Source organism: Falsiroseomonas sp., from assembly GCF_051859025.1.
GTDB lineage: Bacteria > Pseudomonadota > Alphaproteobacteria > Acetobacterales > Acetobacteraceae > Falsiroseomonas.
The window spans coordinates 164,561-187,773 of sequence record NZ_JBHYGL010000001.1; the positions used below are offsets into that span (position 1 = coordinate 164,561).

23 protein-coding genes are annotated in these 23,213 nt (G+C 70.8%); 12 read left to right on the forward strand and 11 right to left on the reverse strand.

Annotation, left to right across the window (positions count from 1 at the left end; all coding sequences use genetic code 11):
• The first annotated feature begins 5 nt into the window (after positions 1-5).
• Positions 6-398 carry a rhodanese-like domain-containing protein gene (locus ACTIE5_RS00805; protein ID WP_439547785.1) on the forward strand — a complete coding sequence of 131 codons (393 nt, stop codon included), beginning with the start codon at positions 6-8 and terminating at the stop codon, positions 396-398.
• Here ACTIE5_RS00805 and ACTIE5_RS00810 read toward each other — a convergent pair whose 3' ends face one another.
• The 5 genes from ACTIE5_RS00810 to ACTIE5_RS00830 form a co-directional block, all read right to left on the reverse strand.
• A complete protein-coding gene (locus tag ACTIE5_RS00810) occupies positions 399-1,724 on the reverse strand; it encodes a TRAP transporter large permease (RefSeq protein ID WP_439547786.1) in 1,326 nt (441 codons plus the stop codon).
• Entirely contained in the window at positions 1,724-2,230 is a 507-nt protein-coding gene (locus ACTIE5_RS00815) for a TRAP transporter small permease (RefSeq protein ID WP_439547787.1), read from the reverse strand. The genes ACTIE5_RS00810 and ACTIE5_RS00815 overlap by 1 nt, the downstream gene beginning before the upstream one ends.
• Positions 2,231-2,276: 46 nt before the next feature.
• Positions 2,277-3,320, reverse strand: a complete 1,044-nt coding sequence (locus ACTIE5_RS00820) for a TRAP transporter substrate-binding protein (protein WP_439547788.1) — start codon at positions 3,318-3,320, stop codon at positions 2,277-2,279.
• A 115-nt stretch (positions 3,321-3,435) separates the two neighbouring features.
• The gene (locus ACTIE5_RS00825) at positions 3,436-4,050 is read right to left on the reverse strand and encodes a 2-dehydro-3-deoxy-6-phosphogalactonate aldolase (protein WP_439547789.1); all 615 of its coding nucleotides are present in this window, start codon (positions 4,048-4,050) and stop codon (positions 3,436-3,438) included.
• Entirely contained in the window at positions 4,041-4,922 is an 882-nt protein-coding gene (locus ACTIE5_RS00830; RefSeq protein ID WP_439547790.1) for a 2-dehydro-3-deoxygalactonokinase, read from the reverse strand. The genes ACTIE5_RS00825 and ACTIE5_RS00830 overlap by 10 nt, the downstream gene beginning before the upstream one ends.
• A gap of 140 nt (positions 4,923-5,062) precedes the next feature.
• Here ACTIE5_RS00830 and ACTIE5_RS00835 point away from each other — a divergent pair, with 140 nt between their 5' ends.
• The gene (locus tag ACTIE5_RS00835) at positions 5,063-6,220 is read left to right on the forward strand and encodes a beta-propeller fold lactonase family protein (RefSeq protein WP_439547791.1); all 1,158 of its coding nucleotides are present in this window, start codon (positions 5,063-5,065) and stop codon (positions 6,218-6,220) included.
• A 79-nt stretch (positions 6,221-6,299) separates the two neighbouring features.
• Here ACTIE5_RS00835 and ACTIE5_RS00840 read toward each other — a convergent pair whose 3' ends face one another.
• On the reverse strand, positions 6,300-7,268 hold the full coding sequence (locus tag ACTIE5_RS00840) for a Bug family tripartite tricarboxylate transporter substrate binding protein (RefSeq protein WP_439547792.1): 969 nt from the start codon (positions 7,266-7,268) through the stop codon (positions 6,300-6,302).
• Between the two features lie 151 nt (positions 7,269-7,419).
• Between ACTIE5_RS00840 and ACTIE5_RS00845 the strand changes: the two genes are divergently transcribed.
• Together ACTIE5_RS00845 and serA are read left to right on the forward strand one after the other, a co-directional pair.
• Positions 7,420-8,592, forward strand: a complete 1,173-nt coding sequence (locus ACTIE5_RS00845) for a phosphoserine transaminase (protein WP_439547793.1) — start codon at positions 7,420-7,422, stop codon at positions 8,590-8,592.
• Complete coding sequence (gene serA, locus ACTIE5_RS00850) at positions 8,592-10,184, forward strand: phosphoglycerate dehydrogenase (RefSeq protein WP_439547794.1); 1,593 nt, start codon at positions 8,592-8,594, stop codon at positions 10,182-10,184. Before ACTIE5_RS00845 ends, serA begins: the two co-directional genes overlap by 1 nt.
• A 46-nt stretch (positions 10,185-10,230) precedes the next feature.
• Here serA and ACTIE5_RS00855 read toward each other — a convergent pair whose 3' ends face one another.
• The gene (locus tag ACTIE5_RS00855) at positions 10,231-10,545 is read right to left on the reverse strand and encodes a hypothetical protein (RefSeq protein ID WP_439547795.1); all 315 of its coding nucleotides are present in this window, start codon (positions 10,543-10,545) and stop codon (positions 10,231-10,233) included.
• Between the two features lie 258 nt (positions 10,546-10,803).
• Between ACTIE5_RS00855 and ACTIE5_RS00860 the strand changes: the two genes are divergently transcribed.
• On the forward strand, positions 10,804-12,216 hold the full coding sequence (locus tag ACTIE5_RS00860) for a glycosyltransferase family 61 protein (RefSeq protein ID WP_439547796.1): 1,413 nt from the start codon (positions 10,804-10,806) through the stop codon (positions 12,214-12,216).
• Positions 12,213-12,629: a hypothetical protein gene (locus tag ACTIE5_RS00865; RefSeq protein ID WP_439547797.1), complete on the forward strand. Its 417-nt coding sequence runs from the start codon at positions 12,213-12,215 to the stop codon at positions 12,627-12,629. The genes ACTIE5_RS00860 and ACTIE5_RS00865 overlap by 4 nt, the downstream gene beginning before the upstream one ends.
• A 34-nt stretch (positions 12,630-12,663) precedes the next feature.
• Here ACTIE5_RS00865 and ACTIE5_RS00870 read toward each other — a convergent pair whose 3' ends face one another.
• Complete coding sequence (locus ACTIE5_RS00870) at positions 12,664-13,212, reverse strand: hypothetical protein (RefSeq protein ID WP_439547798.1); 549 nt, start codon at positions 13,210-13,212, stop codon at positions 12,664-12,666.
• Between the two features lie 138 nt (positions 13,213-13,350).
• Here ACTIE5_RS00870 and ACTIE5_RS00875 point away from each other — a divergent pair, with 138 nt between their 5' ends.
• The 6 genes from ACTIE5_RS00875 (at position 13,351) to ACTIE5_RS00900 (ending at position 19,676) form a co-directional block, all read left to right on the forward strand.
• Positions 13,351-13,959, forward strand: a complete 609-nt coding sequence (locus tag ACTIE5_RS00875) for a hypothetical protein (protein ID WP_439547799.1) — start codon at positions 13,351-13,353, stop codon at positions 13,957-13,959.
• An 87-nt stretch (positions 13,960-14,046) separates the two neighbouring features.
• On the forward strand, positions 14,047-15,183 hold the full coding sequence (locus tag ACTIE5_RS00880) for an ATP phosphoribosyltransferase regulatory subunit (RefSeq protein WP_439547800.1): 1,137 nt from the start codon (positions 14,047-14,049) through the stop codon (positions 15,181-15,183).
• A gap of 52 nt (positions 15,184-15,235) precedes the next feature.
• Positions 15,236-16,525, forward strand: a complete 1,290-nt coding sequence (locus ACTIE5_RS00885) for an adenylosuccinate synthase (RefSeq protein WP_439547801.1) — start codon at positions 15,236-15,238, stop codon at positions 16,523-16,525.
• Between the two features lie 111 nt (positions 16,526-16,636).
• The gene (locus tag ACTIE5_RS00890) at positions 16,637-17,164 is read left to right on the forward strand and encodes a GNAT family N-acetyltransferase (RefSeq protein ID WP_439547802.1); all 528 of its coding nucleotides are present in this window, start codon (positions 16,637-16,639) and stop codon (positions 17,162-17,164) included.
• Positions 17,161-18,270 carry an MFS transporter gene (locus ACTIE5_RS00895; protein WP_439547803.1) on the forward strand — a complete coding sequence of 370 codons (1,110 nt, stop codon included), beginning with the start codon at positions 17,161-17,163 and terminating at the stop codon, positions 18,268-18,270. Before ACTIE5_RS00890 ends, ACTIE5_RS00895 begins: the two co-directional genes overlap by 4 nt.
• A gap of 74 nt (positions 18,271-18,344) precedes the next feature.
• Positions 18,345-19,676: an LLM class flavin-dependent oxidoreductase gene (locus tag ACTIE5_RS00900; RefSeq protein WP_439547804.1), complete on the forward strand. Its 1,332-nt coding sequence runs from the start codon at positions 18,345-18,347 to the stop codon at positions 19,674-19,676.
• A 32-nt stretch (positions 19,677-19,708) separates the two neighbouring features.
• On the opposite strand, the gene ACTIE5_RS00905 is transcribed toward ACTIE5_RS00900, so the two are convergent.
• The 3 genes from ACTIE5_RS00905 to ACTIE5_RS00915 all read right to left on the reverse strand — a co-directional run bounded on the left by ACTIE5_RS00905 (position 19,709) and on the right by ACTIE5_RS00915 (position 23,162).
• On the reverse strand, positions 19,709-20,713 hold the full coding sequence (locus tag ACTIE5_RS00905; protein WP_439547805.1) for a Bug family tripartite tricarboxylate transporter substrate binding protein: 1,005 nt from the start codon (positions 20,711-20,713) through the stop codon (positions 19,709-19,711).
• 110 nt (positions 20,714-20,823) lie between these two features.
• On the reverse strand, positions 20,824-21,342 hold the full coding sequence (locus ACTIE5_RS00910; RefSeq protein WP_439547806.1) for a VOC family protein: 519 nt from the start codon (positions 21,340-21,342) through the stop codon (positions 20,824-20,826).
• A gap of 125 nt (positions 21,343-21,467) precedes the next feature.
• Positions 21,468-23,162 carry a histidine kinase famiy protein gene (locus ACTIE5_RS00915; RefSeq protein WP_439547807.1) on the reverse strand — a complete coding sequence of 565 codons (1,695 nt, stop codon included), beginning with the start codon at positions 23,160-23,162 and terminating at the stop codon, positions 21,468-21,470.
• Between the last annotated feature and the right edge of the window lie 51 nt (positions 23,163-23,213).

Genomic DNA, 23,213 nt, shown 5'->3' on the forward strand with positions numbered 1-23,213 from the left:
GGGCGATGCGCAAGGGCTACAAGGAATTGCTGGCGGAAGCCGATGCGGTGGTGGAGACGCTGCAAGCGGCGCAGGCCCTGGCGCTGCAGGGCGACCCCGGCGTGGTCTTCGTGGACCTTCGCGACCCCCGGGAGATCCAGCGGGAGGGCCGCATCCCCGGCGCCTTCGCCTGCCCGCGCGGGATGCTGGAATTCTGGATCGACCCGGACAGCCCCTATGCCAAGCCGGTCTTCCAGGAGAAGAAGCGCTTCCTGTTCTACTGCGCCAGCGGCTGGCGATCCGCGCTGGCGGCCAGGACGGCGCAGGAGATGGGGCTGGAAGGCGTCGCCCATCTCGGCGGGGGCATCACGGCCTGGAAGCAGGCGGGCGGGCCGACGGAGATGCCGCCGGCGCGCTGATCATCCCGTCAGGAAGTTCACCAGCCAGAGGCTGATGCCCGGGAAGATGACGCATAGCACCAGGCGGATCACGTCCATCGCCAGATAGGGCATGACGCCCTTGTAGATCTGGGAGATCGGCACGTCCTTCGCCAGGCCGGAGACGACGAAGACGTTCAGCCCGATGGGCGGCGCGGTCAGCCCGATGCCGACCACGACGAGGACGAGGATGCCGAACCAGATGGCGGTTTCCTCCGTCGTCAGGCCGAAATCCAGCGCCGTGACGACGGGGAAGAAGACCGGCAGCGTCAGCAGGATCATCGCCAACTCATCCATCACCGCGCCGAGGATGATGTAGGCGACGAGGAGGATGACGAGGACGCCGTACGGAGGAAAGTCCTGCTCCGTGATCCACATCGCCAGCAAATCCGGCGCCTGCGACAAGGCGAGGAAGGTGTTGAAGACCTCCGCCCCCAGCAGGATGGCGAAGATCATCGCCGTGGTCTCCGCCGTGGCGAAGAGGCTTTCCCTCACCTGGCGGGGCTTCAGCGTGCCGCGCAGCACGCCGACGGCCAGCGTCGCGATGCAGCCGACGGCGGCGCTCTCCGTGGGCGTGAAGACGCCGCCATAGATGCCGCCGACGACGACGATCGCGATCAGCAGCACGGGGATGACGTTGAGGAAGGCCTCACGCCGCTCCGCCGGGCTGGGCGCTTCCCCGGGCGGGCCGAGTTCGGGCTTCAGCTTCACGACGATGGCGATGGCGATGAGGTAGAGGACGGTGGCGAGCAGCCCGGGGATCAGCGCCGCCATGAAGAGCTTGGCGATGTTCTGTTCGGTGCTGATGGCATAGACCACCAGGATGACGCTGGGCGGGATGAGGATGCCGAGCGTGCCGCCCACGGCCACCGTGCCGGCGGAAAAGCCAGCGGGGTAGCCGAAGCGCCGCAACTCCGGCAGGGCCGCGCGGCCGAAGGTGGCGGTGGTGGCGACCGATGAACCGCAGACCGCGCCGAAGCAGGCGCAGGCGCCGATCACCGCCATGGCCATGCCGCCGGGCTTGCGGCCGATCAGCGCATTGGCGGCGGCGAACAGGTCCCTCGCCAGGCCACCCCGTTCCGCCAGCGCCCCCATCAGGATGAACAACGGGATGACGGAAAGCGTGTAGTTCGCGAACAGATGGTAGGGCGTGGTCTTGAGGTAGTTGCCCAGCGTGCTCCAGTCCAGGATGTGGACATAGCCGCCGATGCCGACGATGAGCATCGAAAGCCCGACCGGCGCGCGGATCGCGATCAGGCCGAGCAGCACCGCGAAGCCCGTCGCGGCCAGGACGAATTCGGGCGCCATCAGCCCTGCCCCCGCAGGTGCCGCGGCACCCACCATAGGGCCACGAGTCCCGTGGCCGCGAAGCACAGCGCGCCGATGCCGATGGCCCACCAATAGGGCAGCGCCAGCAGGCCGATGGTGCGGGTGCCGGAGGAAAGCGTATCGAGCGAGCCGATGACCATGCGTTCCGCCAGCCACAGGGTGATGGCGGCCCAGACCAGCGTCCAGAACCCGTCCATCACATCCGTCACGCGCTTCGGCAGCCAGGTGGTGAAGGTGTCCACCAGGATGTTCGCGCGCATCAGCGCGCCATAGGCGAGGAAGCCGAAGACGCCGATGCCGGTGGCGATTGGCACCATCTCGAAGTCGCCGCGGATGGGCTGGCTGGTGGTCCAGCGCAGCAGCACCGACGTGGTGGTGATGCCGGCACCCACGAGCAGGGAGATGCCGCCGGCGAAGGCCAGCACCCGCGCTAGGGTCGCGATCGGGCCGCTCGGCGGCGCGGGGCGGGCGTCAGGCTCGGACAAGGCCGGCTCCTCTGCGTGTGGGGGGCCGGCCTTGGCCGCGGTGGTCTCAGCCGCCGTGCTTGGCGATCAGCCCGCGTGCATCGGCCAGCAGGCCGGCGCCATCGAAGCCGCGTTCGCGCGACGCGGCGAGCCAATTGTCCAGCACCGGGCGGCAGGCGATCATCCAGCGCTCCTTCTCGGCCGCGGAAAGCTGGACGATGCGGTTGTCCCGCCGGCGGGCGACCTGTTCGCGCACGACCGGGCCCTGTTCGTCCCAGACCTTGGCGGCCATCTCGGCGGCCACCATGCCGGAATTGGCGTCCAGCACGGTGCGCAGTTCGGCCGGCATCGCCTCATACTTCGCCTTGTTCATCGCGAGGATGAAGGAGGCGGCGTAGAGGGTCGGGGCGCCCACGATCTCCGTGTGGTTGCGCACCAGTTCCTGGAGGCGGATGGAGGGCACGACCTCCCACGGCACCACGGCGCCGTCGATCACGCCCTGGCTGACGGCTTCCGGCACCTGGGGGACGGGCATGCCGATGGGGGCGGCGCCCAGCGCGCGCAGCGCCTCGCCGGCCTGGCGGGTCGGGAAGCGCAGCTTCAGGCCGCGCATATCCTCCAGCCGGTTGACCGGCTTGTTGGCGTGGATGACGCCGCCGTCATGGGTCCACACCGTGATGGGATGCACTTCCCGGAATTCGTCGCGGAGATGCGTGGTGTAGAATTCCCAGGTCGCCTTGGCGTTGGGGCCGGCCTTGGGGCTGCCGACGAAGGGCAGTTCGAAGACCTCGATCCGCGGGAAGCGGCCGGGGGTGTTGCCGGGAAGCGTCCAGACGATGTCCACCACGCCGTCGCGGGCCTGGTCGAAGAGCTGGGGCGGCGCGCCGCCCAACTGCATGGAGGGGAAGATCTGCACGCGCAGCTTGCCCTGGCTTTCCGTGCTGATCTTCTGCGCCCAGGGCATCAGGAAGTGGCGGTGCACGTTGGACACCGCCGGCAGGAAATGGTGCAGGCGTAGCGTCAGTTCCTGCGCGGAGGCCGGGCGCACCAGCGCCGGCGCGGCAAAGGCGGCGGCGCCGAGGGCCGCGAGGTGGCGGCGTTGGATCAGCATCCCATGAGCTCCCTGGATTGTTCGTTTCTTGGACGCGGCGGAGACCGCCGGATGCGCAATCAATGCCCGCACCTGCCGGTCCAGGCAAGGCGGCCATTTGTATATTACATAAGGGTCAGGCGTTACGAAGCGCGGCCGCCTTGGCCGCCACGGCGGCGGCATCGTCGCCCGGCTTGTAGATGGCGCTGCCGATCCCGAACCCCGCCGCCCCCGCCGCACGCCAGGCGGGGATGGTGGTGGCGTCCATGCCGCCCACCGGCAGCACCGGCGTGCCCTTCGGCAGTACCGCCAGCATCGCCTTGAGGACGGCGGGGGATGCGGCCTCCGCCGGGAACAGCTTCAGGCCATCGGCCCCGGCGGCGAGCAGGGCGAAGGCCTCCCCGGGTGTGAAGAAGCCGGGCACGCAGATCATCTGCTGCGCCTTGGCGGCGCGAACCACGGCGGGGTCGGCATGGGGTGTCACGATCAGGCGCCCGCCCACGGCCGCGATGCGCGCGCAATCGCCGGGGTCCGTCACCGTGCCCGCGCCGACCAGCGCGCGGTCGCCGAATCGCGTGGCCAGGCGGCGGATGCTCTCCAGCGGGTCGGGGGAGTTCAGCGGCACTTCCAGCACGGGGATATCGGCGGCCAGCAGCGCATCGCCGATCGCCTCCACCTCCTCTGGCCTTACGCCGCGGAGGATCGCCACCAGCGGGCAGCGCGCCAGCCAGTCCTTCAGTGTTACAGCCATCCGAGGCTCCTGCCGATGTGGTGCAGCCCGGATGCGACCAGGTCCGGGTCATGGGTCGTGACCTCGATGCCGGCATCGCGCAGCGCGGTTTCGTAGAGCGCGGCGAGGCCCGCGGCGCCGACCAGTTGCACGCGCGTCGCGCCCTTGGAGGCGGAAGCGACTTCATGCCCGATCAGCAGGCCGGAGAGGTAGGAGCGGGTTTCGGTGGCGGGAAGCCGGTCCATCAGGTGGAGGGCGCGCGTGCCGAAGAGGTGGTGCAGCAGGCCGCCGGGCTGGCGGGCGCGGGCCAGGCCGCGGGCGAAGGCCTCCGGCTGGTCCGGCCCATCCTGCGCCGTGCGGGCCAGGATGGTGTGCTGGGACAGGGCGGCGAAGGCCTCCCCCGTCATCTGGGTGGTGAAGCGCGTGACGCGGCCGCCTTCGAGATGCGCCCATTTGCTGTGGGTGCCGGGCAGGCAGGCCAGCGCCGGCGCATCGCCGAGCAGGTCGGCCAGCGCGACCAGCTTCGTCTCCTCGCCGCGCATCACGTCGGGCACGCCGGCTTCGTCGCTGCTGGTCAGGCCGGGGACCAGGCGGGTTTCCGCATCCTCGAAGGGCACGGGGATGGTGGCGCCGGCGATCTCGGCCGGGCCGGCGGGGCAGGGGAGGTAGGGGGCCTCCACCCAGCCCTGGCGGCTGCCGATCATGCCGCAGAGCAGCACGCGGGTTTCGCCGGCGGCGATCCAGGGGCCGATCGTGTCGCGCAGCGCGTCGGCGAAGCGGCCGCCCTCCACCGTCAGGATGCCGCCCGGCCGGTCCAGCCGGTCCGTCACCGCGCCATCCGCGCCGATGCGATAGGCCCGCAGGCTGCTGGTGCCCCAATCCACGCCGATCATGTGGCTTCCCCCGTTTGCATCCCCCTGTCGATTGGCCCGGCCCCTGGCGGCTTGCAAGCCCATCGGCGCTTGCGTCGCGCGGCGGTGAGGGCGGAGGATCGCGCGACCGGAGCCATGATCCGGCTGGGGAGGAACAAACCTTGAAACACACCCTACTCGCGGGCGCGGCGCTGCTTGCGCTGGCAGCGGTGCCGGCGCAGGCGCAACTCGTTGCCTCAGCCAATGATTCCAAGGCCAGGCTCATCAACGGCATGACGGTGATCGCGGCGAGCCCGCCTGCCGATACCGTGACGGTCTTCGATTTCTCGGTGACGCCGCCGCGCCAGGTGGCGGAGGTGGAGGCGCCGGTCTCCGTCGTCGGGCCGCCTTCCTCCGTCACGCTGACGCCGGATGAAAGGCTTGTGCTGGTCACGGCCAACCAGCGGATCGATCCGGCGAATGATACGCGGACGGTGCCGCACAATGTGCTGTCCGTCATCGATCTGCGCGCGACGCCGCCGGCTGTCGTGCAGACGCTGGAGACGGGGCGCGGCCCCGCCGGCATCGCGGTGAACCGCGCCGGGACGCTGGCGCTGGTGGCGAACCGGGAAGCGGGCAGCGTTTCCGTCTTCCGCATCAGGGATGGGCGGCTGGAGGCCGTGGGCACGGTGGAGATCGGGCCGGCGGCGACGGGCGTTTCCGCCGTGTCCATCACGCCGGATGGGCGGCATGCGCTGGTGACGCGGGATGGCGACTTCTTCATCCATGTGCTGGCCATCAATGGGGAGAATGTGACGCGGACGAACCGCACGATCTCCGCGGGGCTGCGCCCCTATGGCATCGGCATCGCGCCGGATGGGAGCTGGGCGGCGGTGGCGAATATCGGGCGTGGCGGGGGTGATGAGGACACGATCAGCCTCATCAGCCTGCGCGGCGATCCCGGCACCTGGCGGGTGGTGCACACGCTGACGGTGGGGCAGACGCCGGAGGGGATTACCGTCAGTCCGGACGGGAAGGTCGTCGCCGTGACGGTGATGAACGGGTCGAACAAGGCGGAGAATTCGCCGTTCCGGGGCCCTGGCCTGGTGCGGACCTATCGGGTGGAGAATATGCGCTTCGTGCCGGCGGGGGAGGGGCGGGTCGGCACCTGGTCCCAGGGCGCGGTCTTCAACACGGCCGGCCGGATGATGATGGTCGGCAACATGGTGGAGCAGAGCCTGAATTTGTTCAGCGTGGCGGAGGATGGCGCCTTGGCCCCGGTTGGCCAGGCGCTGCCGCTGCCGGGTGGCAGCGCCGCACTGGGGTCGGCACCCCGCTGACTGACGACGGTCCAGGGCCGTCACGGCCCTGGCGCGGGGGGTATCGGGGGGAGCGGCGCTCCCCCCGGAACGGGTCAGGCTATTGCGGCTGGATATTCGCCGCCTTCACCAGCGCCTCGTAGCGCGCGCTTTCCTCCCGCAGGAAGGTGTTGAGCGCATCCCCTGTCAGCGTGCTCGGCGTCTGCCCGATGTCGCGGATGCGGCGCTGGAGTTCCGGTGTCGCCATCGCGGCCGCCGCGGCGGCGGAGACGCGCGCGACGAAGGCGGGGTCCGTGCGCGCGGGGGCGAAGACGGCCTGCCAGACTTCCATGGACATGCCCGCGGTCTGCGGCTGTTCCGCGAAGGTCGGCATGGCGGGCAGGAAGGGGTGCCTTGTCGGGGAGGACACGCCCCAGGCGCGCACCTTGTCGTCCCGCACCATGGGCGCGCTGCTGGTCAGGGTGCTGATGGCCAGGTCGAGCTGCCCGCTCATCACATCCGTCAGCATCTGCGCGCCCATGCGATAGGGCACGTGCTCCATCTTCAGGTTCGCCCGCTGCACCAGCAATTCGCCGAACAGGTGGAGGGAGGTGCCGGTGCCGGAGCTGCCGAAGCTGAAGGGCGCGGGGCGGGATGCGCTCATCGCGATCAGCTCCGCGAAGCTCGCGGGCAGGTTCGGGCGGCCGATGAGCAGCAGCGGCAGCGTCGCGATCATGTGGATCGGCGCGAAGTCGCGCAGCCCGTCGTAGCGGGTGGTGGAGGGGGTGACGAGCTGGGCGACGTTGATCGTGCTTTCGACGCCGATGAGCAGGGTGGTGCCGTCCGGCGTGGCGCGGGCGGCGCGTTCGGTGGCGATGGTGCCGCCGGCGCCGGTCACGTTCTCCACCACCACCTGGCGTTCCAGGCGGCTGCCCAGTTCCGGCGCGATGAGGCGCGCGATCTGGTCGACATTGGTGCCGGGCCCGAAGGGGCAGATCAGGGTGATGGTCCGCGACTGTGCCCGTGCGGTGAGCGGGGCTGCAAGGATCGCGGGCAGGGCCAGGGCGGCGCGGCGGGTCAGGCGAGGCATGGGCGGGGCTCCGGTTCAGCGTGCGAAGACTGGCATGCAAGAAGTGGGCAAGCGAGGGGGCGCTTGCGGGTAGCGCGTCGCGGGACTACCTGTTGCGGCGGGCCACGCCCCCCCACCGGGGCGCATTCGCTTCTGGAAGGGAGCCACCGCCATGAGCACCAAGCCGGACATCCGTCCGTCCAATCCCCGATTCTCGTCTGGTCCCTGTGCCAAGCGCCCCGGCTGGTCGCTGGCCGCGCTGGAAGGCGCGCTGCTCGGGCGCAGCCACCGCGCCAAGGACCCGAAGGCGAAGCTCGCCGAAGCCATCGAGTTGTCCAAGTCGATCCTCGGCATGCCGAAGGATTGGCGCCTGGGCATCGTGCCCGCATCGGACACCGGCGCGGTGGAGATGGCGCTGTGGTCGCTGCTGGGGCCGAAGGGCGTCGATATCCTGGCGTGGGAATCCTTCTCGAAGGATTGGGCGACGGACGTCACCAAGCAGTTGCGCCTGACGGACGTGCGCGTTCTGTCGGCGGGCTACGGGCAGTTGCCGGATTTGGCGCAGGTCGATCCGAAGCGCGACCTCGTCTTCGTCTGGAACGGCACGACCAGTGGCGTGCGGCTGCCGAATGCGGACTTCATCGCGGATGACCGCGAGGGGCTGGCGATCTGCGACGCGACCAGCGCCGCCTTCGCCATGGAACTGCCCTGGGCGAAGCTGGATGTCGTGACCTGGTCCTGGCAGAAGGTCCTGGGCGGCGAGGCCGCGCACGGGATGCTGGCGCTGTCGCCGCGCGCCGTCGCGCGGCTCGAATCCCACAAGCCGGCCTGGCCGATGCCGAAGATCTTCCGCATGACCAAGGACGGGAAGATCAACGAGGGCATCTTCAAGGGCGAAACGATCAACACGCCCTCCATGCTGTGCGTCGAGGACGCGATCGACGGGCTGCGCTGGGCGGAAAGCGTCGGCGGGCTGAAGGGGCTGGTCGCGCGGTCGGAGGCGAACCTGGCCGCCATCGCGGGCTGGGTCGCAACCAGCGACTGGGCGGCCTTCCTGGCGGATGACGCGGCGACGCGGTCCTGCACCTCCATCTGCCTGAAGATCGTGGCGCCGTGGTTCACGGCGCTGGATGCGGACGGGCAGGCGGCGGCGGCGAAGAAGCTTTCTTCGATTCTGGAGAAGGAAGGGGTTGCGCTCGACGCCGCGAATTATCGCGACGCGCCTCCGGGGCTTCGCATCTGGGGCGGCGCGACGGTGGAAACCAGCGACATCGCCGCGCTGCTGCCCTGGCTCGACTGGGCTTTTGCTAGCGTGGCCGCCGATGCGAAGAAGGTGGCTGCCTGATGTCGGCGCCCAGGGTTCTCATCTCCGACAAGCTGTCTCCGGCCTCCATCGCGATCTTCCAGGCACGGGGCATCGAGGTTGATTTCAAGCCTGGCCTGAAGCCCGCGGAACTGCGGGAGATCATCGGGCAGTATGACGGGCTCGCGGTGCGCAGCGCGACCAAGGTGACGCGGGAAGTGCTGGATGCCGCGCCGCGCCTCAAGGTCGTGGGGCGCGCGGGCATCGGCGTGGACAATGTCGATGTGTCGAGCGCGACCGCGCGCGGCGTCGTCGTGATGAACACGCCGCATGGCAACGCCATCACCACGGCGGAGCACGCCATCGCGATGATGTTCGCCCTGGCCCGCCAGCTGCCGGAGGCCAGCGCCTCCACCAAGGCGGGGAAGTGGGAGAAGAACCGCTTCATGGGCGTGGAACTGACGGGCAAGACGCTCGGGCTGATCGGTGCCGGCAATATCGGCTCCATCGTCGCCAGCCGCGCCAATGGCCTGCACATGAAGGTCGTCGCCTTCGATCCATTCCTGTCCGAGAAGCGGGCGCTGGAGATCGGGGTGGAGAAGGTGGACCTCGATGCGCTGATCGCGCGCGCGGACATCGTCACCATCCACGCGCCCTATACCGAGCAGACGAAGAACATCCTGAACCGGGAGCGGATCTTCGCGCTGAAGAAGGGCGCGCGCGTCATCAACTGCGCCCGCGGCGGGCTGCTGGACGAGGCGGCGTTGTATGACGCGCTTAAATCCGGCCACCTGGCCGGCGCCGCACTCGATGTGTTCGAGGTGGAGCCGGCGACGGACAGCCCGCTGTTCACGCTGGAGAACGTCGTCTGCACCCCGCATCTCGGCGCCGCGACGGCAGAGGCGCAGGAGAATGTGGCGCTGCAGGTGGCGGAGCAGATGAGCGACTTTCTTCTGTCTGGCGCTGTGTCGAATGCGATCAACATGCCGAGCGTGTCTGCCGAGGAAGCACCGCGGCTGCGCCCCTACATGGAACTCGCGCGGCAACTCGGCGCGCTGGCCGGGCAGCTCACCGCCAATGTGGGCGATGAGGTGAAGGCCATCCGCGTGGAATACGAAGGCGCGGCGGCGGAGCTGAACCAGAAGCCGCTGACGGCCGCGGCCCTCGCGGGTGTTCTGGCGCCGATGATGGGCGCGGTGAACATGGTGAACGCGCCGGCGCTCGCGAAGGAGCGGGGGATCGAGGTCGCGGAGACGGTGCTGGAACGGAGCGGTGACTACGCGACGCTGTTGCGCGTCACCTTGGTGACGGATGAGTGGACCCGCAGCGTCGCGGGCACGCTGGTCGGCACGGGCAAGCCGCGCCTGGTGGAGGTTAAGGGCATTCCGGTGGAGGCCGATTTCGCGCCGCACATGCTCTACGTCACCAACCAGGACCGGCCCGGCTTCATCGGCCATTTCGGCACGACGCTGGCGGAGGCGGGCATCAACATCGCGACCTTCCACCTCGGCCGCGACAAGCCGGGCGGGGATGCGATCTGCCTGGTGGGGCTGGATGGGCCGGTGCCGGATGCCGTGCTGGCGGCGGTGCGCGGCCTGCCGCTGGTGGTGCGGGCGGTGCCGCTGGCCTTCTGAACGGTGGTCCAGCCGCCCGGGATCGCCCGGGCGGCTGGCGCTGCCTTCACTTGGCGGCGGCGGTCAGCGCCTCGCCCAGTTCCTTGATGCGGCCGCCCTTCGGCTCATCGGCCTTGCCGGCCATCGTCACCGTCTCCTCGCCCAGCCTGGCGATGATCTTCCTGACGGCGTCGCCATCGATGTCGTCGGACTGGATCAGCTTCCTCAGGCGTTCCAGGTCACGGACGATCCCCTTGGCGCCCGGTGTCTCCACCTTGCCGAGCGTTTCCTCCCAGCCTTCGATGTTCTTGACGGCGGCGGTGATGGTGAAGCCCTTCACGCCCTCGGCGATGTGACGGACGGTGGCGGCGAGTTGCGGCATTGTCTCTCTGCTCCCTCGCGGCGCGTTGTGCGTCGCTGGCGGCAAAGCGTCCCTCGGCGGGCGGGGTTGCGGAATCGTCTTGCAGCCCGCGACGGGCCATCGCGCCCGATGCCGCAATCGTGTCCGCGGTCATGACGCGCACGGCTTCACAAGCCTGGCGCGGTTCGAGAGAGTGGTCGCCCGCCTTGCCGCAAAAGCGGGGCAGTTCCGCCAGGCCGCAACGCCGGTCTGATGGGGCCACTTCACGTGCCGTCACCCATGCTCCGGGTAAGCGGCGGCGTCATCGCAAGGCGGGCGCGACCATTGCAGACGTCAGGAGCCCCTCAAGTTCCGCTCGATGCGGATCCCAACAAGGCCCAGGTCGACATCGCGAAGATGGCGCGGGTTCATCTGCAGCACCGAGGAACCGAAAGCTTCTCGCGCAAGCTCCACTACTACCTGATGAACATGACCTTCCGTGGTGGGCGGGAGCAGAAGCGGGTTCGCCAGGAACTGGCCGAGCTTGCCGCGCAGTCGGGCGTGGAGGTGCCGCCTCGGGGCCTGTTCACGAAGGATGGGTGGCTGGAGGACGCTGTCTTCCAGGCCGCCGGCCTGGATAGACGGGACTACTACCTGGAACCGGCGCCCCCGCCGGAGGTGGTGAAGGGACGCCCGGAGTCGGCGAACGAGTATTTCGATCCCGATTTCGCGGTCGGCACGCCCCTTCGTCGCCTGTCGGCAGCACCGCGCCGCCGCGAATACGACGTGTTCCGGGAGCGAGGCGCGGTCCTCTACGCCGATTCCCTCTGGTACCAGGCCTTCAGCGCCGATGAGCACCGCGTCTTCATGGGCGCGAGCCCGATGGCGCTCGGCCGGTCGATACTCGGCTGTCCCGCGGTGGACCTGCCCGGGGACGCTATCCTCATCGGCGACATCTTCAACGGCCGCAACATCTCCCATTTCACGCTCTGCTGGCTCAATCGCGTCGGCTTCTACCTCCAGATGTTCCCCGATCGGGCCCGGGAGGCTTTCTTCATCGTCCCGTCCCGGCTGAACGGCTACTCCGCGCTCATGCTGGCAGGCATGGCCGAAGCCTACGGCCTGGACACCGCGCAATTCATCTTTCCGGACGGGCCGTGCCGGTTCCGCCCAAGCGGCTACCTCTGCTGGTTCAGCGACAGCGGCACCAGGCCGAATTCGCATCCCGCCCACCTCCTCCACGCGAACTCCGTCGAGCATCTGCGCCGCTTCGCGACCGGGTTGCGCCGCGTCGCCAGCCATGAATCCTCGGTGGCGCCAGCGCGGCGCCTCTACATCTCCCGTGCCGATGCGGCGACCCGGAAGGTCGTGAACGAGGAGGAGCTCTGGCGAGCCCTGGAGCAGCGCGGCTTCACGAGCGTCGCGCTCGGGCACATCCCGCCAGCGGATCAGGTGCGTCTCATGTCGGAGGCCGACTTCATCGTCGCCTCGCACGGCGCGGGCCTCACGCATCTCGCATTCGCCCACCGCAACCCGCGGGTGATCGAGATCTTCAATCCTGGCAGGGGCACCGATGCCTATGTGGGGCTGGGTCGCGCGATGGGGTGTCGTTACCAGTACATGCTCGGAGAGCCCGCGGAGCAGGGATCCGATTTCGCGATCGATGTGGGCCGGCTTACGGCCATGATCGACGATGCGGGAGCCGCGCCGTGACGGCGGAAGCGGCCCGTGGCGCAGGCGGCGCCGGGCGCCCGGGCCCCGACGGCGCTCTCGATGAGGTGCTGCAAAAGGCACGCGCCCTGCTGGCGTCAGGCAACCGCATCGCGGCTGCGAATGTCGCCATACAGGGAGTCCGTCGCAACGGCGGCGGCGACCGGCCGGACCTCGTCCTGTTTCTCATGGACCTCTGCGCGGACGTCGGATGGCACCGGGAGGTCTGCACGCTCGGTGAGGTCTTCTGGCAGGCGGGAAGGGCGGTCCAGCGCTGGCGTGACACGGATCAGGGCCAGGGGCAGATGCGGCACGCCCTTGGCCTGCTCGCCGAAAGCTATCGGCGCCTCGGCATGGAAGGCGATGCCGTCGAATGTCGCGAAAGGGCGTCGCGACTGGGGGGCGCCAGCGCCTGAACGCGCGAAGCCCCCGGCGGCTTGCCGGCGTGCCTCAGCCCCTCCGGCCGAAGCCGTCCCGGCGGCGCACTTCCTGCCACGCGGCGCCGGCGGCTTCGGCCACGCGGGGCAGGTAGGGCAGGCGGTTGAGGCGGGCCAGCGTCGCCGCCGCGCCGGCGGGGTAGGCGGGGCCGGAGAGCGCGGCCTCCGCCCGGGCGGGGCTGCCGGCATCCAGCGCCGCCGCGGCATCGCGCAGCGTATCGATGACCAGATCCGCGGGCGCATCCGGCGCGATGCCGAGCGCGCGGCGCATCTCCGCCCGGCCGAGGGCGGTGGCGTGCTGCACGCTGCCGGATGTGTCGTGGCGGAAGGGGGCATCGGCCGCGAAGCCCTGGGCCAGCACCTCCATCTGCACCGCGGCGCGGGCGGCGCGGGCGGGCTGCCCAGCGAGGAGGGCGGTATCGCCCAGGATGAAGGGCGCGTGCATCGCGGCGCCGCGCACCGGATCCCCGAAGCCGCCCAGGTGTTCGGCCGCCGGATCGGCGCAGGCGCCCATCGCCAGCAGGGCCAGGATCGGCAGGCTTCGCAGGGTGGCGCGGCGCATGGCGGGGTCTCCGTCTGTCCTGGCCAGAGTGGCGGGCGAAGGCGCCGGCGCCAAGGGCGAATCCGGTCACGCTTCTTCACTCGCCTTCAAGCCGGGGGGCGGATTATCCGGTCGGACATCAAGAGGAACGATGCCGCCATGACCGTCCTGATGCCCCGCCGCCTGCTGCTGGTCGCCCCCGCCTTGCTGGTGACGCCCGCCGCCGCGCAGGTGGTGCGCACGCCCGCCCAGATGGAAGGCCCCTACTACCCCCGCGCCATCCCGGTCGATGCGGATGCGGATCTGCTGCGCGTGGCGGGGCAGGCGGCGCCGGCCCGGGGCGTGCCGCTGCTGCTGGAAGGCGTGGTGCGCGCCGCCGACGGGACCTCGCTGCCGGGGGCGCGGGTGGAGATCTGGCAGGCGGATGACCAGGGCATCTACCTCCATCCCGGGGATTCCCGCCTGGCGCAGCGCGATGCGGGCTTCCAGGGCTTTGGCCGCGCGGTGGCGGATGGCGCCGGGCGCTACGCCTTCCGCACCATCCGCCCGGGCCTCTACCCCGGCCGCACGCGCCACATCCATTTGCGGGCGCAGCCGGCGGCGGGCGGCACGGCGCTGACCACGCAGGTCTATTTCCCGGATGAGCCCCGGAACGAGGGCGACATGCTGCTGCGCCGCCTGGCGCCGGACCAGCGGGCGCTGCTGACGGCCCGGGTCGCGCCCGTTGATGGCGGGCTGCGGGCGGATTTCGACATCTTTCTCGCCTAATCCCGGGGGCGGTCATGCGCGGGGCAGGGGTTGCGGCGGGGCGCCCCCCCTGCCACACACGCGCCGCCTGTTCACACCGCAAGACCAATGACAGACGACCCGCCCAACCCCGCCCTTCTGCCCGCCGGCCTGTCCGACGTGCTGCCGCCCGAGGCGGAGCGCGAGGCGATGCTCGTCGAGGTGCTGGCGGAGGTCTTCGCGCGGCACGGCTATGAACGGGTGAAGCCGCCGCTGCTGGAATTCGAGGACAGCCTGCTCGCGGGCTCCGGCGCCGCCGTGGCGGACCAGACCTTCCGGCTGATGGACCCGGTGAGCCACCGGATGATGGGGCTGCGGGCGGATACGACGCCGCAGGTGGCGCGCATCGCGGCGACCAGGCTGGCCCGCGTGCCCCGGCCGCTGCGGCTTTCCTATGCCGGCCAGGTGCTGCGCGTGCATGGCACGCAGCTGGCCCCCGCGCGGCAATTGCCCCAGGCGGGGATCGAGTTGATCGGCGCCGACAGCGCGGAAGCGGATGCGGAAGTGGCGGCGGTGGCGGCGGAAGCCCTGGCCGCGGTCGGCATCACCGGCGCGTCGCTCGACATCACGCTGCCTCGCCTGGCCCCCGCGCTGCTGGATGCGGCGGGGGTGGAGGGGGAGGACCGGCGGCGGCTCGGCCGGGCGCTGGACCGGAAGGACATGGCGGCGGTGACGGCGCGGGCGGAAGCCGGCGGCGGCGCGGCGCTTCTGCTGCCGGCGCTGCTGGCCTCGGCCGGGCCGGTGGATGGCGCGCTGGCGGCGCTTGCGGCGGCGGACCTGCCCCCGGCGGCGCGGGCCATCGCCGACAATGCGGCGGCGATCGTGGTGGCGCTGCGCGCCCGCGCGCCCGGGCTGCGCATCACGCTGGACCCTGTCGAGTTCCGCGGCTTCCGTTACCACACCGGCGTCGCCTTCACGATCTTCGGCGAGGGCCTGACCGGGGAACTGGCGCGCGGTGGCCGGTACCTGTCCGGGGAGGAGCCGGCGACTGGCATGACGCTCTACCCCGATGCCATGCTGCGCGCGGTGGCGGCGGCCCCGCCGCGGCGGCGCGTCTTCATCCCCGCCGGCGCCGATGGCGCCCTTGCGGCGGCGCTGCGGGCGCAGGGCTTTGCCACGGTGGCGCAGCTGTCGGCCGGCGACACGCCGGACAGCCTGCGCTGCACGCATCACATGGACGGCGCGGGCGACGCGGTTCCGGTCTGACGGTTTCTTCTCACCACGCACCGGCCCGAAGGCCGGCCAGGGAGACAGCGCGATGGCGAATGTTGCCGTGATCGGCGCCCAGTGGGGCGACGAGGGCAAGGGCAAGGTGGTGGACTGGCTGGCAAGCCGGGCCGACATCGTCGTGCGGTTCCAGGGCGGCCACAATGCGGGCCATACCCTCGTCGTCGGCGACAACGTCTACAAGCTGTCGCTGCTGCCGTCCGGCGTGGTGCGCGGCAAGCTTGGCGTCATCGGCAATGGCGTGGTGCTGGACCCCGAGCACCTGCTGATGGAGGTGGCGAAGGTCAACGCGCAGGGCCTCAATGTGGGCCCGCACAACCTTCGCATCGCGGAGAATGTGCCGCTGATCCTGCCGCTGCACCCCGCCATCGACAAGGCGCGGGAAGTGGCGCGCGGGGCGTCCGCCATCGGCACCACGGGCCGCGGCATCGGCCCGGCCTATGAGGACAAGGTGGCGCGGCGCGCCATCCGCCTGGGCGATTTGGCGGAGCCCGCGGTGCTGTCCCACAAGCTCGATGAACTGCTGCTGCACCACAACACGCTGCTGAAGGGGCTCGGCGCGCCGACCTTCGAGAAGCAGGCGTTGCTCGACCGCCTGCTGGAACTGGCGCCCCAACTCCTCCCCTATGCGGAGCCGGTCTGGGCCCTGCTGGAGGAGGCGCATCACGCCGGCAAGCGCGTGCTGTTCGAAGGCGCGCAGGCCGTGATGCTGGATGTGGACCACGGCACCTATCCCTTCGTCACCTCCTCCAACACCGTGGCCGGCAATGCGGCGGCGGGGTCGGGCATCGGGCCGAAGCAGATCGGCTACGTGCTGGGCATCGCCAAGGCCTACACCACCCGCGTCGGGGCCGGGCCCTTCCCGACGGAACTGCATGACGCCACCGGCAAGCTGCTGGGCGAGCGGGGGCGCGAATTCGGCACCGTGACGGGCCGGCCGCGCCGCTGCGGCTGGTTCGACGCCTGCATGGTGCGCCAGGCCGTGAAGGTCGGCGGCGTGGAGGGCCTGGTGCTGACCAAGCTCGACGTACTGGACGGGCTGCCGGAACTGCGCATCTGCACGGGCTACCGGATCGGCGGCGAGGTGGTGAAGCGCCTGCCGGCCTCCATCGCGGCGCAGGAGAAGGCGGAACCGGTGTGGGAGGTGATGGCCGGCTGGTCGGGCTCCACCGCCGGTGCCCGCAGCTACGCCGAACTGCCGGCGGAAGCGGTGAAGTATGTCCGCCGGATCGAGGAACTGGTGGAGGCGCCGGTGGTGCTGCTGTCCACCAGCCCGGACCGCGACGACACGATCATGCTGCGCGACCCCTTCGCGGGCTGAACCTTCCTGCCACGCCCGCCCCTGACGGGGCGGGCGCATGGGCGGGGGACTACCGGTAATTCATCTAGACATCTGGTTGTCGGGCGCGAAGTTGTCTGACATCATACTGTCATGGTGACGATCCGTGACAGCCGCGACGGCGATGTGCCGGCCCTGGCCTCCATCTACGGCCACTGGGTGGCCCATGGGCTGGCGAGCTTCGAGACCGAGCCGCCCGGCGAGGCGGAGATGGCGCGGCGGCGCCAGGCGGTGCTGGCGGCGGGCTACCCCTACATGGTGGCCGAATCCGCCGATGGCCGCGTGCTGGGCTACGCCTATGCCAGCGCCTACCGCACCCGCCCGGCCTATCGCTTCGCGGTGGAGAACAGCATCTACGTCGCCCCCGATGCGGGGCGCGGCGGCATCGGCGCCCGGCTGCTGGATGCGCTGGTGGAGGGCTGCACGGCGCGCGGCTTCCGGCTGATGGTGGCGGTGATCGGGGATAGCGGGAACGCGGCCTCGATCGGCGTGCATACCCGCGCGGGCTTCACCCATGCGGGAATGCTGCCCGCGATCGGCTGGAAGCATGGCCGCTGGGTGGACAGCGTGCTGATGACGCGGCCGCTGGGGGAGGGGGCCGCCACGGCGCCCGCACCATGACGCGGGCGGAGGCCGACCGCGCATCCCGCGATGCCTCCCTGGTCCTGGCGATGACGTTGCCGGGCGACACGGTGCTGTACCTGCTGCTGCCGCTGCATGCCGCGGTCTTCGGCGTGTCGCTGGCGGAGGCCGGGCTGCTGCTGGCGGCCAATCGCCTGGTGCGGATCCTGGGCTATGGCTGGGTGGCGCGGGGGTATGAGGTGTTCGGCCCGCGCCGCGCCTGCGTGGTGGCGGTGCTGGCGGCGGCCTGCGCCACCACGGGCTACGCGGTGCTGCCCGGCGTCTGGTGGCTGCTGCCGGCGCGCCTCCTCTGGGGCCTGGCCTTCGCGGCCATGAACATCGCGACCCAGGCACTGGCCACCGCCGAACCCACGGGCGCGTCGCGGCGCAGCGGTGCATCGCGCGGCATCATCGCGGCGGGGCCGATGATCGGGCTGCTGGCGGGCGCGGTGCTGGCGGAGGTCGCGGGGCCTCGGGTGGTGTTCCTCTGCCTCGGCGCGGTGTCGCTGGTCGGCCTGGTCTTCGCCTGGCGGTTACCGGAGGGGGAGGCGGTGCGGCTTTCCGCCGGCGGGCCGCGCTTCGCGCTGCCGCGGTCGCTGGATGTCTGGTCCTTCGTGCAGGGCTTCGCGCTGGATGGGCTGTTCGTGCTGGGCCTCGCCTTCCTGGCGGCGCAGGCGATGCCCGAAGGTGCCGCCCTGGCGGCGGGCGGCGCCCTGGCGGCGCGCTACCTGGCGGAGGTGCTGCTCGGCCCGCCCGCCGGGCGGCTTGCCGAGCGTTTCGGCGCGGCGCGGGTCCTGCTGGTGGTGACGCTGGCCTCCGCCGCCGGGCTTGCGGTGATCGGCGTGGGGTGGCTCTGGGTCGGCAGCCTGATGGTGGTGGGGCTGCGCGGGCTGCTGCAGCCGCTGCCCGCGCCCGTGGCCGCCAGCCGGGCGCCGCCGGAGGAGAGGGTGGCGGCGCTGGCGCGGATGGCGACCTGGCGGGATATCGGCGCGGGGCTCGGGCCGCTTGCCGCCGGCATCCTGCTGCCGCTGGTGCCGGCGGTGTTCCTCTACCTCGGCGCCGCGGCGGTGCTGCTAGTGTCGTCGGTGCACGCGTTGAGGAAGTAGCGCGGGGGCGGCGTTGACAGCCCCTGCCAAATGTCCTGACATTTGGGTGCGCCGCGATGGCAGGGAGTACGACCGTGACCGACCGCAGGATGCGCCTTGGGGCTTCGGTCAAGGGGCTCGGCTACCATCCCACCGGCTGGCTCGACCCGGCCATGCCATCGTCTGGCGGCACCACGCTCTCGCATTACGTCGACATCGCCCGCGCGCTGGAACGCGGCTGCTTCGACATCTTTTTCCTGGCCGACCACAACGCCTTCTTCGCCAGCGACCTGCCGAAGGGCGCGCTGGGCCGCGCTGCGGGCGGCGACGATCTGGAGCCGATCACGCTGCTGGCTGCGCTCAGTGGCCTGACGACCCATATCGGCCTGGTCGCCACCGCCTCCACCACGCTGCACCAGCCCTACCAGCTGGCGCGGCAATTCGGATCGCTCGACCATCTCAGCGGCGGTCGCGCGGGGTGGAATGTCGTCACCTCCTCCCGGGATGCGGAGGCGCGGAACTACGGGGAGGACAGGATTCTCGAGAAGTCGCTGCGCTATGAGCGCGCGCAGGAGGCGATCGAGGTCTGCGACGGGCTCTGGGACAGCTGGGAGGAAGATGCCTTCCCGCGCGACCGGGATCGGGGCGTCTTCTTCGACGCGACCAAGATGCATCCCATCAACCACAAGGGAAAGTTCTTCCGCGTCGATGGCCCGCTGACCATGCCGCGGCCGCCGCAGGGAAGGCCGGTGATCTTCCAGGCGGGATCGTCGGAGGACGGCATGGATTTCGCCGCTTCCTGCGCCGATGTCATCTACGCCCTGGCGAACGACTTCGAGGAGGCGAAGAAGACCTACGCCGCGATGAAGCAGCGCGTGACGAAGTTCGGCCGCGCGCCGGACGACATCAAGATCCTGCCCGGCATCCTGCCCGTGGTGGCGGAGACGCGGGACAAGGCGCAGGCGCTGCTGCGCCAGATGCAGAAGGAACTCGATCCCCTGGTCGGGCTGCAGCGCCTCGGCCGGCATTTCGGCGACCTCTCGCACTACGACATCGATGCGCCGTTGCCGCCGGAGGTGAAGTCGATTTCCGGCATCAGCCGCAGCGACCGCTACCTGGCGCAGGCGCGTCGCATGAACTGGACCATCCGCCAGCTGTTCGAGAATGCGGTGATCAGCGACCAGCACCTGGAAGTGGTGGGATCGCCCAGCGACGTCGCCGATGTGATGGAGCAGTGGTTCACCGAAGGCGCGGCGGATGGCTTCAACGTGCTGCCCGCCAAGTCACCGCGCGACATCCACGCCTTCGTGGATCTGGTGGTGCCTGAATTGCAGCGGCGCGGCCTGTTCCGCACGGAATACGAGGCCACGACGCTGCGCGGCAATCTCGGCCTGCCGGCGGTGCCGTCGCGCCACGCCAGGGCGTAGCGCCCGGGCGCAACGGCAACCCGGGCGGGTTCTTATTCGGGTTCAATCCCGGCGCGGCGCACCACATCGCCCCACCGAGCGCGCTCCGCCCTCACATCGCGTTCCATCGCTTCCGGCGTGCCGCCGGCGGGATCGGCGCCCCAGCTGGTGAGGCGCGCGATCACCTCCGGCTTGCGCAGCGCCTCGTTCACCGCGGCATTCATGCGGGCGATGATGGGCGCGGGCGTGCCGCGGGGCGCGGAATAGGCGACCCATGCTGCGGCCTCATACCCCGCGACGCCGGCTTCCTGCATCGTCGGCACATCCGGCAGAGCGGGGCTGCGCGTCAGCGTTGTGACGGCGAGGGGAATGAGTTCCCCCTTCGCGAAATCCTCGAGGAAGCCGGGCATCTGGTCGATCGCCAGGTGGATGTCCCCGCGCAGCAGGTCCGTGCGCAGCGTGCCGGCGGCGCGATACTGCACCATCGTCATGTCGAGCCCGCCCGCCAGCGCGCGGAACAACTCCACCGTGAGGCGGGAGGAATTGCCGGAGGTGGAGAAGTTCAGCGCGCCCGGCCGCGCGCGGGCGAGCGCGATGAACTCCGCCACGCTGCGCGCGGGGACGGTCTTCGGTACGCTCATGACATAGGGGATGCTGGCGATCATCGCGACGGAGACGAAATCGGCCTCCGGGTCATAGGGCAGGCGCCGCACGACCCAGGGATTGACGGCCATGACGCCCGGCGCGGTGGCGATGAAGGTGTAGCCATCCGGCTGCGCCTGCGCCCCGGCCTGCATGCCGAGCGCACCTTGCGCGCCGCCGCGGTTGTCGATGACGATCGGCGCGCCGATGATCGGCGCCACGTGCTCCGCCGCCAGACGCGCGATCAGGTCCGTGGCGCCGCCGGCGGCGAAGGGGACGATGACGCGAATGGGCCGCGCCGGCCAGGCTGGCTGGGCGAGGGCGGGCGAGGCCAGCAATCCGGCGCCGAGCGCCGCGCCCAGCACCGCCCGGCGACGAGGCAGCGACGTGGCGCCACCAGGATCCATCCCACCCATCGCGGTCGCTCCCCTGCCGGTCGCGCCGGCTTTGCCCAATTGTCAGGACAATTGAGGCGACCGGCTTCGCGCTTGTCAATCGCTGCGTGGGGCGCGGGACGGACGCGGCCTCAGCCGGCCTCCGCCAGCAGCGCCCGCAGGTCGAGCCGCTTCGTCACCATCGCCAGCTTCCCCTGCGCGTCGAAGGGCCAGTCGGCGCGGTCGCGGTCGCGGTACAGCTCCACGCCATTGCCATCGGGGTCGCGCAGGTAGATGGCCTCGGAGACGCCATGGTCGGAGGCACCTTCCAGCGGATAGCCCGCCTGCACCAGCGACTTCAGCGCTCGCGCCAGCGAAGGGCGATCGGGGTAGAGCAGCGCGACGTGGTAGAGCCCCGTCATGCCGAAGCCGGGCGGGCTGCCGCCGGCGCTTTCCCAGGTGTTGAGCGCGATGTGGTGGTGGTAGCCGCCGGCCGAGAGGAACACCGCCTGGTCCCCCATGCGCTGCATCACCTGCAGCCCGATGATGTCCCGCCAGAAGGCGAGCCCGCGTTCAAGGTCGGCGACCTTGAGGTGGACATGGCCGATCCTCAGGCCGGGATCGGCGGCATAATCGGCATTGGCGGGCTGTTCGAGGGTGGTGGCGGACATCGGGCTGTTCCTTCTCCGTGGGCTGGAAGATGGGCGCCCGGCCATCCCCGGTCCAATCGGGGGGGCGGATGGGGTCCATCGGTCACGGTGATGGCAGGCGCGTGGCCCATCCGGTGCGGGAATGATCAGCCCCCGCCGCCGCCCTCGTCGAGGACCCGCCGGATGCGGCGGGCCAGTTCCGCCCGGCGATAGGGTTTCTGCATCACCGGGAAGCCATGCGGCCGGATGCCTTCCGCCGCCGCTTCCTCCCGCGGGTCGATGAAGCCGGTGGAGAGCAGCACGCGCAGCCCCGGGAAGCGGCGGCGGGCCTCGGCGGCCAGGGTGATGCCGTTCATGCCGCCGGGCATCACCACGTCGCTGAACAGCAGGTCGTAGCGGCTGCCGGGGGCCTCCAGCACGGCCAGCGCCGCCCGCGCATCGCCCGCCGTGGCGACGCGGTAGCCGAGGTCCGTCAGCACGCTTTCGGCCAGTTCCAGCACCTCGGCATTGTCGTCCACGATCAGGATGCTCTCGCCGCCGCCGCGCGGTTCCGCCTGGCGCGGCCGGTCGGGCGCCGGGGGCTGCGGTACCCGGCTATCCGGCTGCAGCGCGGGGAAGCGGAGCCTGACCGTGGTGCCGCGGCCCGGCTGGCTTTCGATCCGCAGATGGCCTCCGGATTGTCGGGCGAAGCCATAGACCTGCGCCAGGCCGAGGCCCGATCCCTGGCCGACATCCTTGGTGGTGAAGAAGGGCTCCGTCACACGGTCCAGGATCTCCGGCGCGATGCCCGTGCCGCTGTCGCGCACCGCGAGTTCGATGAAGCCGTGGGGCGCGCGGGTCTCCTCATCCGGGCCGGCATCGGCCATGGCCTCGGCCTCTCCCACCCGGCTGGTGGCGACCACCACCTCTCCCCGCGCCGGCATCGCATCCCGTGCGTTGAACAGCAGGTTCACCAGGGCTGCTTCCAATTGTCCGGCATCGACATGCGCCTGGCCCGCCTGGGGCGTGAGGTCGAGCCGCAGCACCAGGCCGGGGCCGAGCGCGCGCGCCAGCAATTCGGACCGCCCCTGCACGGTGTCGTTGATGTCGGTTGGCCTTCCTTCCAGCCGCTGGCGCCGGGCGAAGGCCAGCAGCTGGCGCGTCAGCGCCGCGCCGCGCCTGGTGGCTTCCAGCGCGCCCTCATGCCGTCGGCGGAACCGGGGGTTGTCGGATGCCTCGACCAGCGGGCGCATCATCTCCAGCGACCCCGTCACGACCTGGAGGAGGTTGTTGAAGTCATGCGCCACGCCGCCGGTGAGCTGGCCGAGCGCTTCCAGCCGCTGCGCGCGGCGAGCCGCGGCCTCTGCCTCCCGCCGCCGCGTCACGTCGAGTTGGCTGCCGAAGAAGTAGAGCAGCTTTCCATCGGCGGCGAAGACCGGGCTGACGAAGAGCGCGTTCCAGAAGGGGCGGCCATCCCTGCGATAGTTCAGCACCTCCAGCGACACGTCGGTGCGGTCGGCGATGGCGGAGCGGAGGGTGGCGATGCTGTCGGGGTCCGTCCCCGCGCCCTGCATGAAGCGGCAGTTGCGGCCGATCACCTCCTCCGCCGCGTAGCCCGTCATCTGCTGGAAGGCCTGGTTGGCGAAGACGATAGGATTGTCGGGCTGGTTGGGGTCCGTGACGATCATCGGCATGCGCGTCATCTCGACGGCCGCGAAGAAGATGTCGTCGCGCCCCGGAACCGCCGCGGCGGGCGCGGCGCGTGGCGGGTCGAAGCGCCGACCTTCATTGCTGCCAGGCGCCTGATCGGCGGAGGGGGGGGGCGTCGCCAGCGAGGGCGAGGGGGAGTGCTTCTGGTCCACGGGACGGCCAAAAGCATGACGCCCGGAGGGGGTTCCGCCGGGCGCCGTACC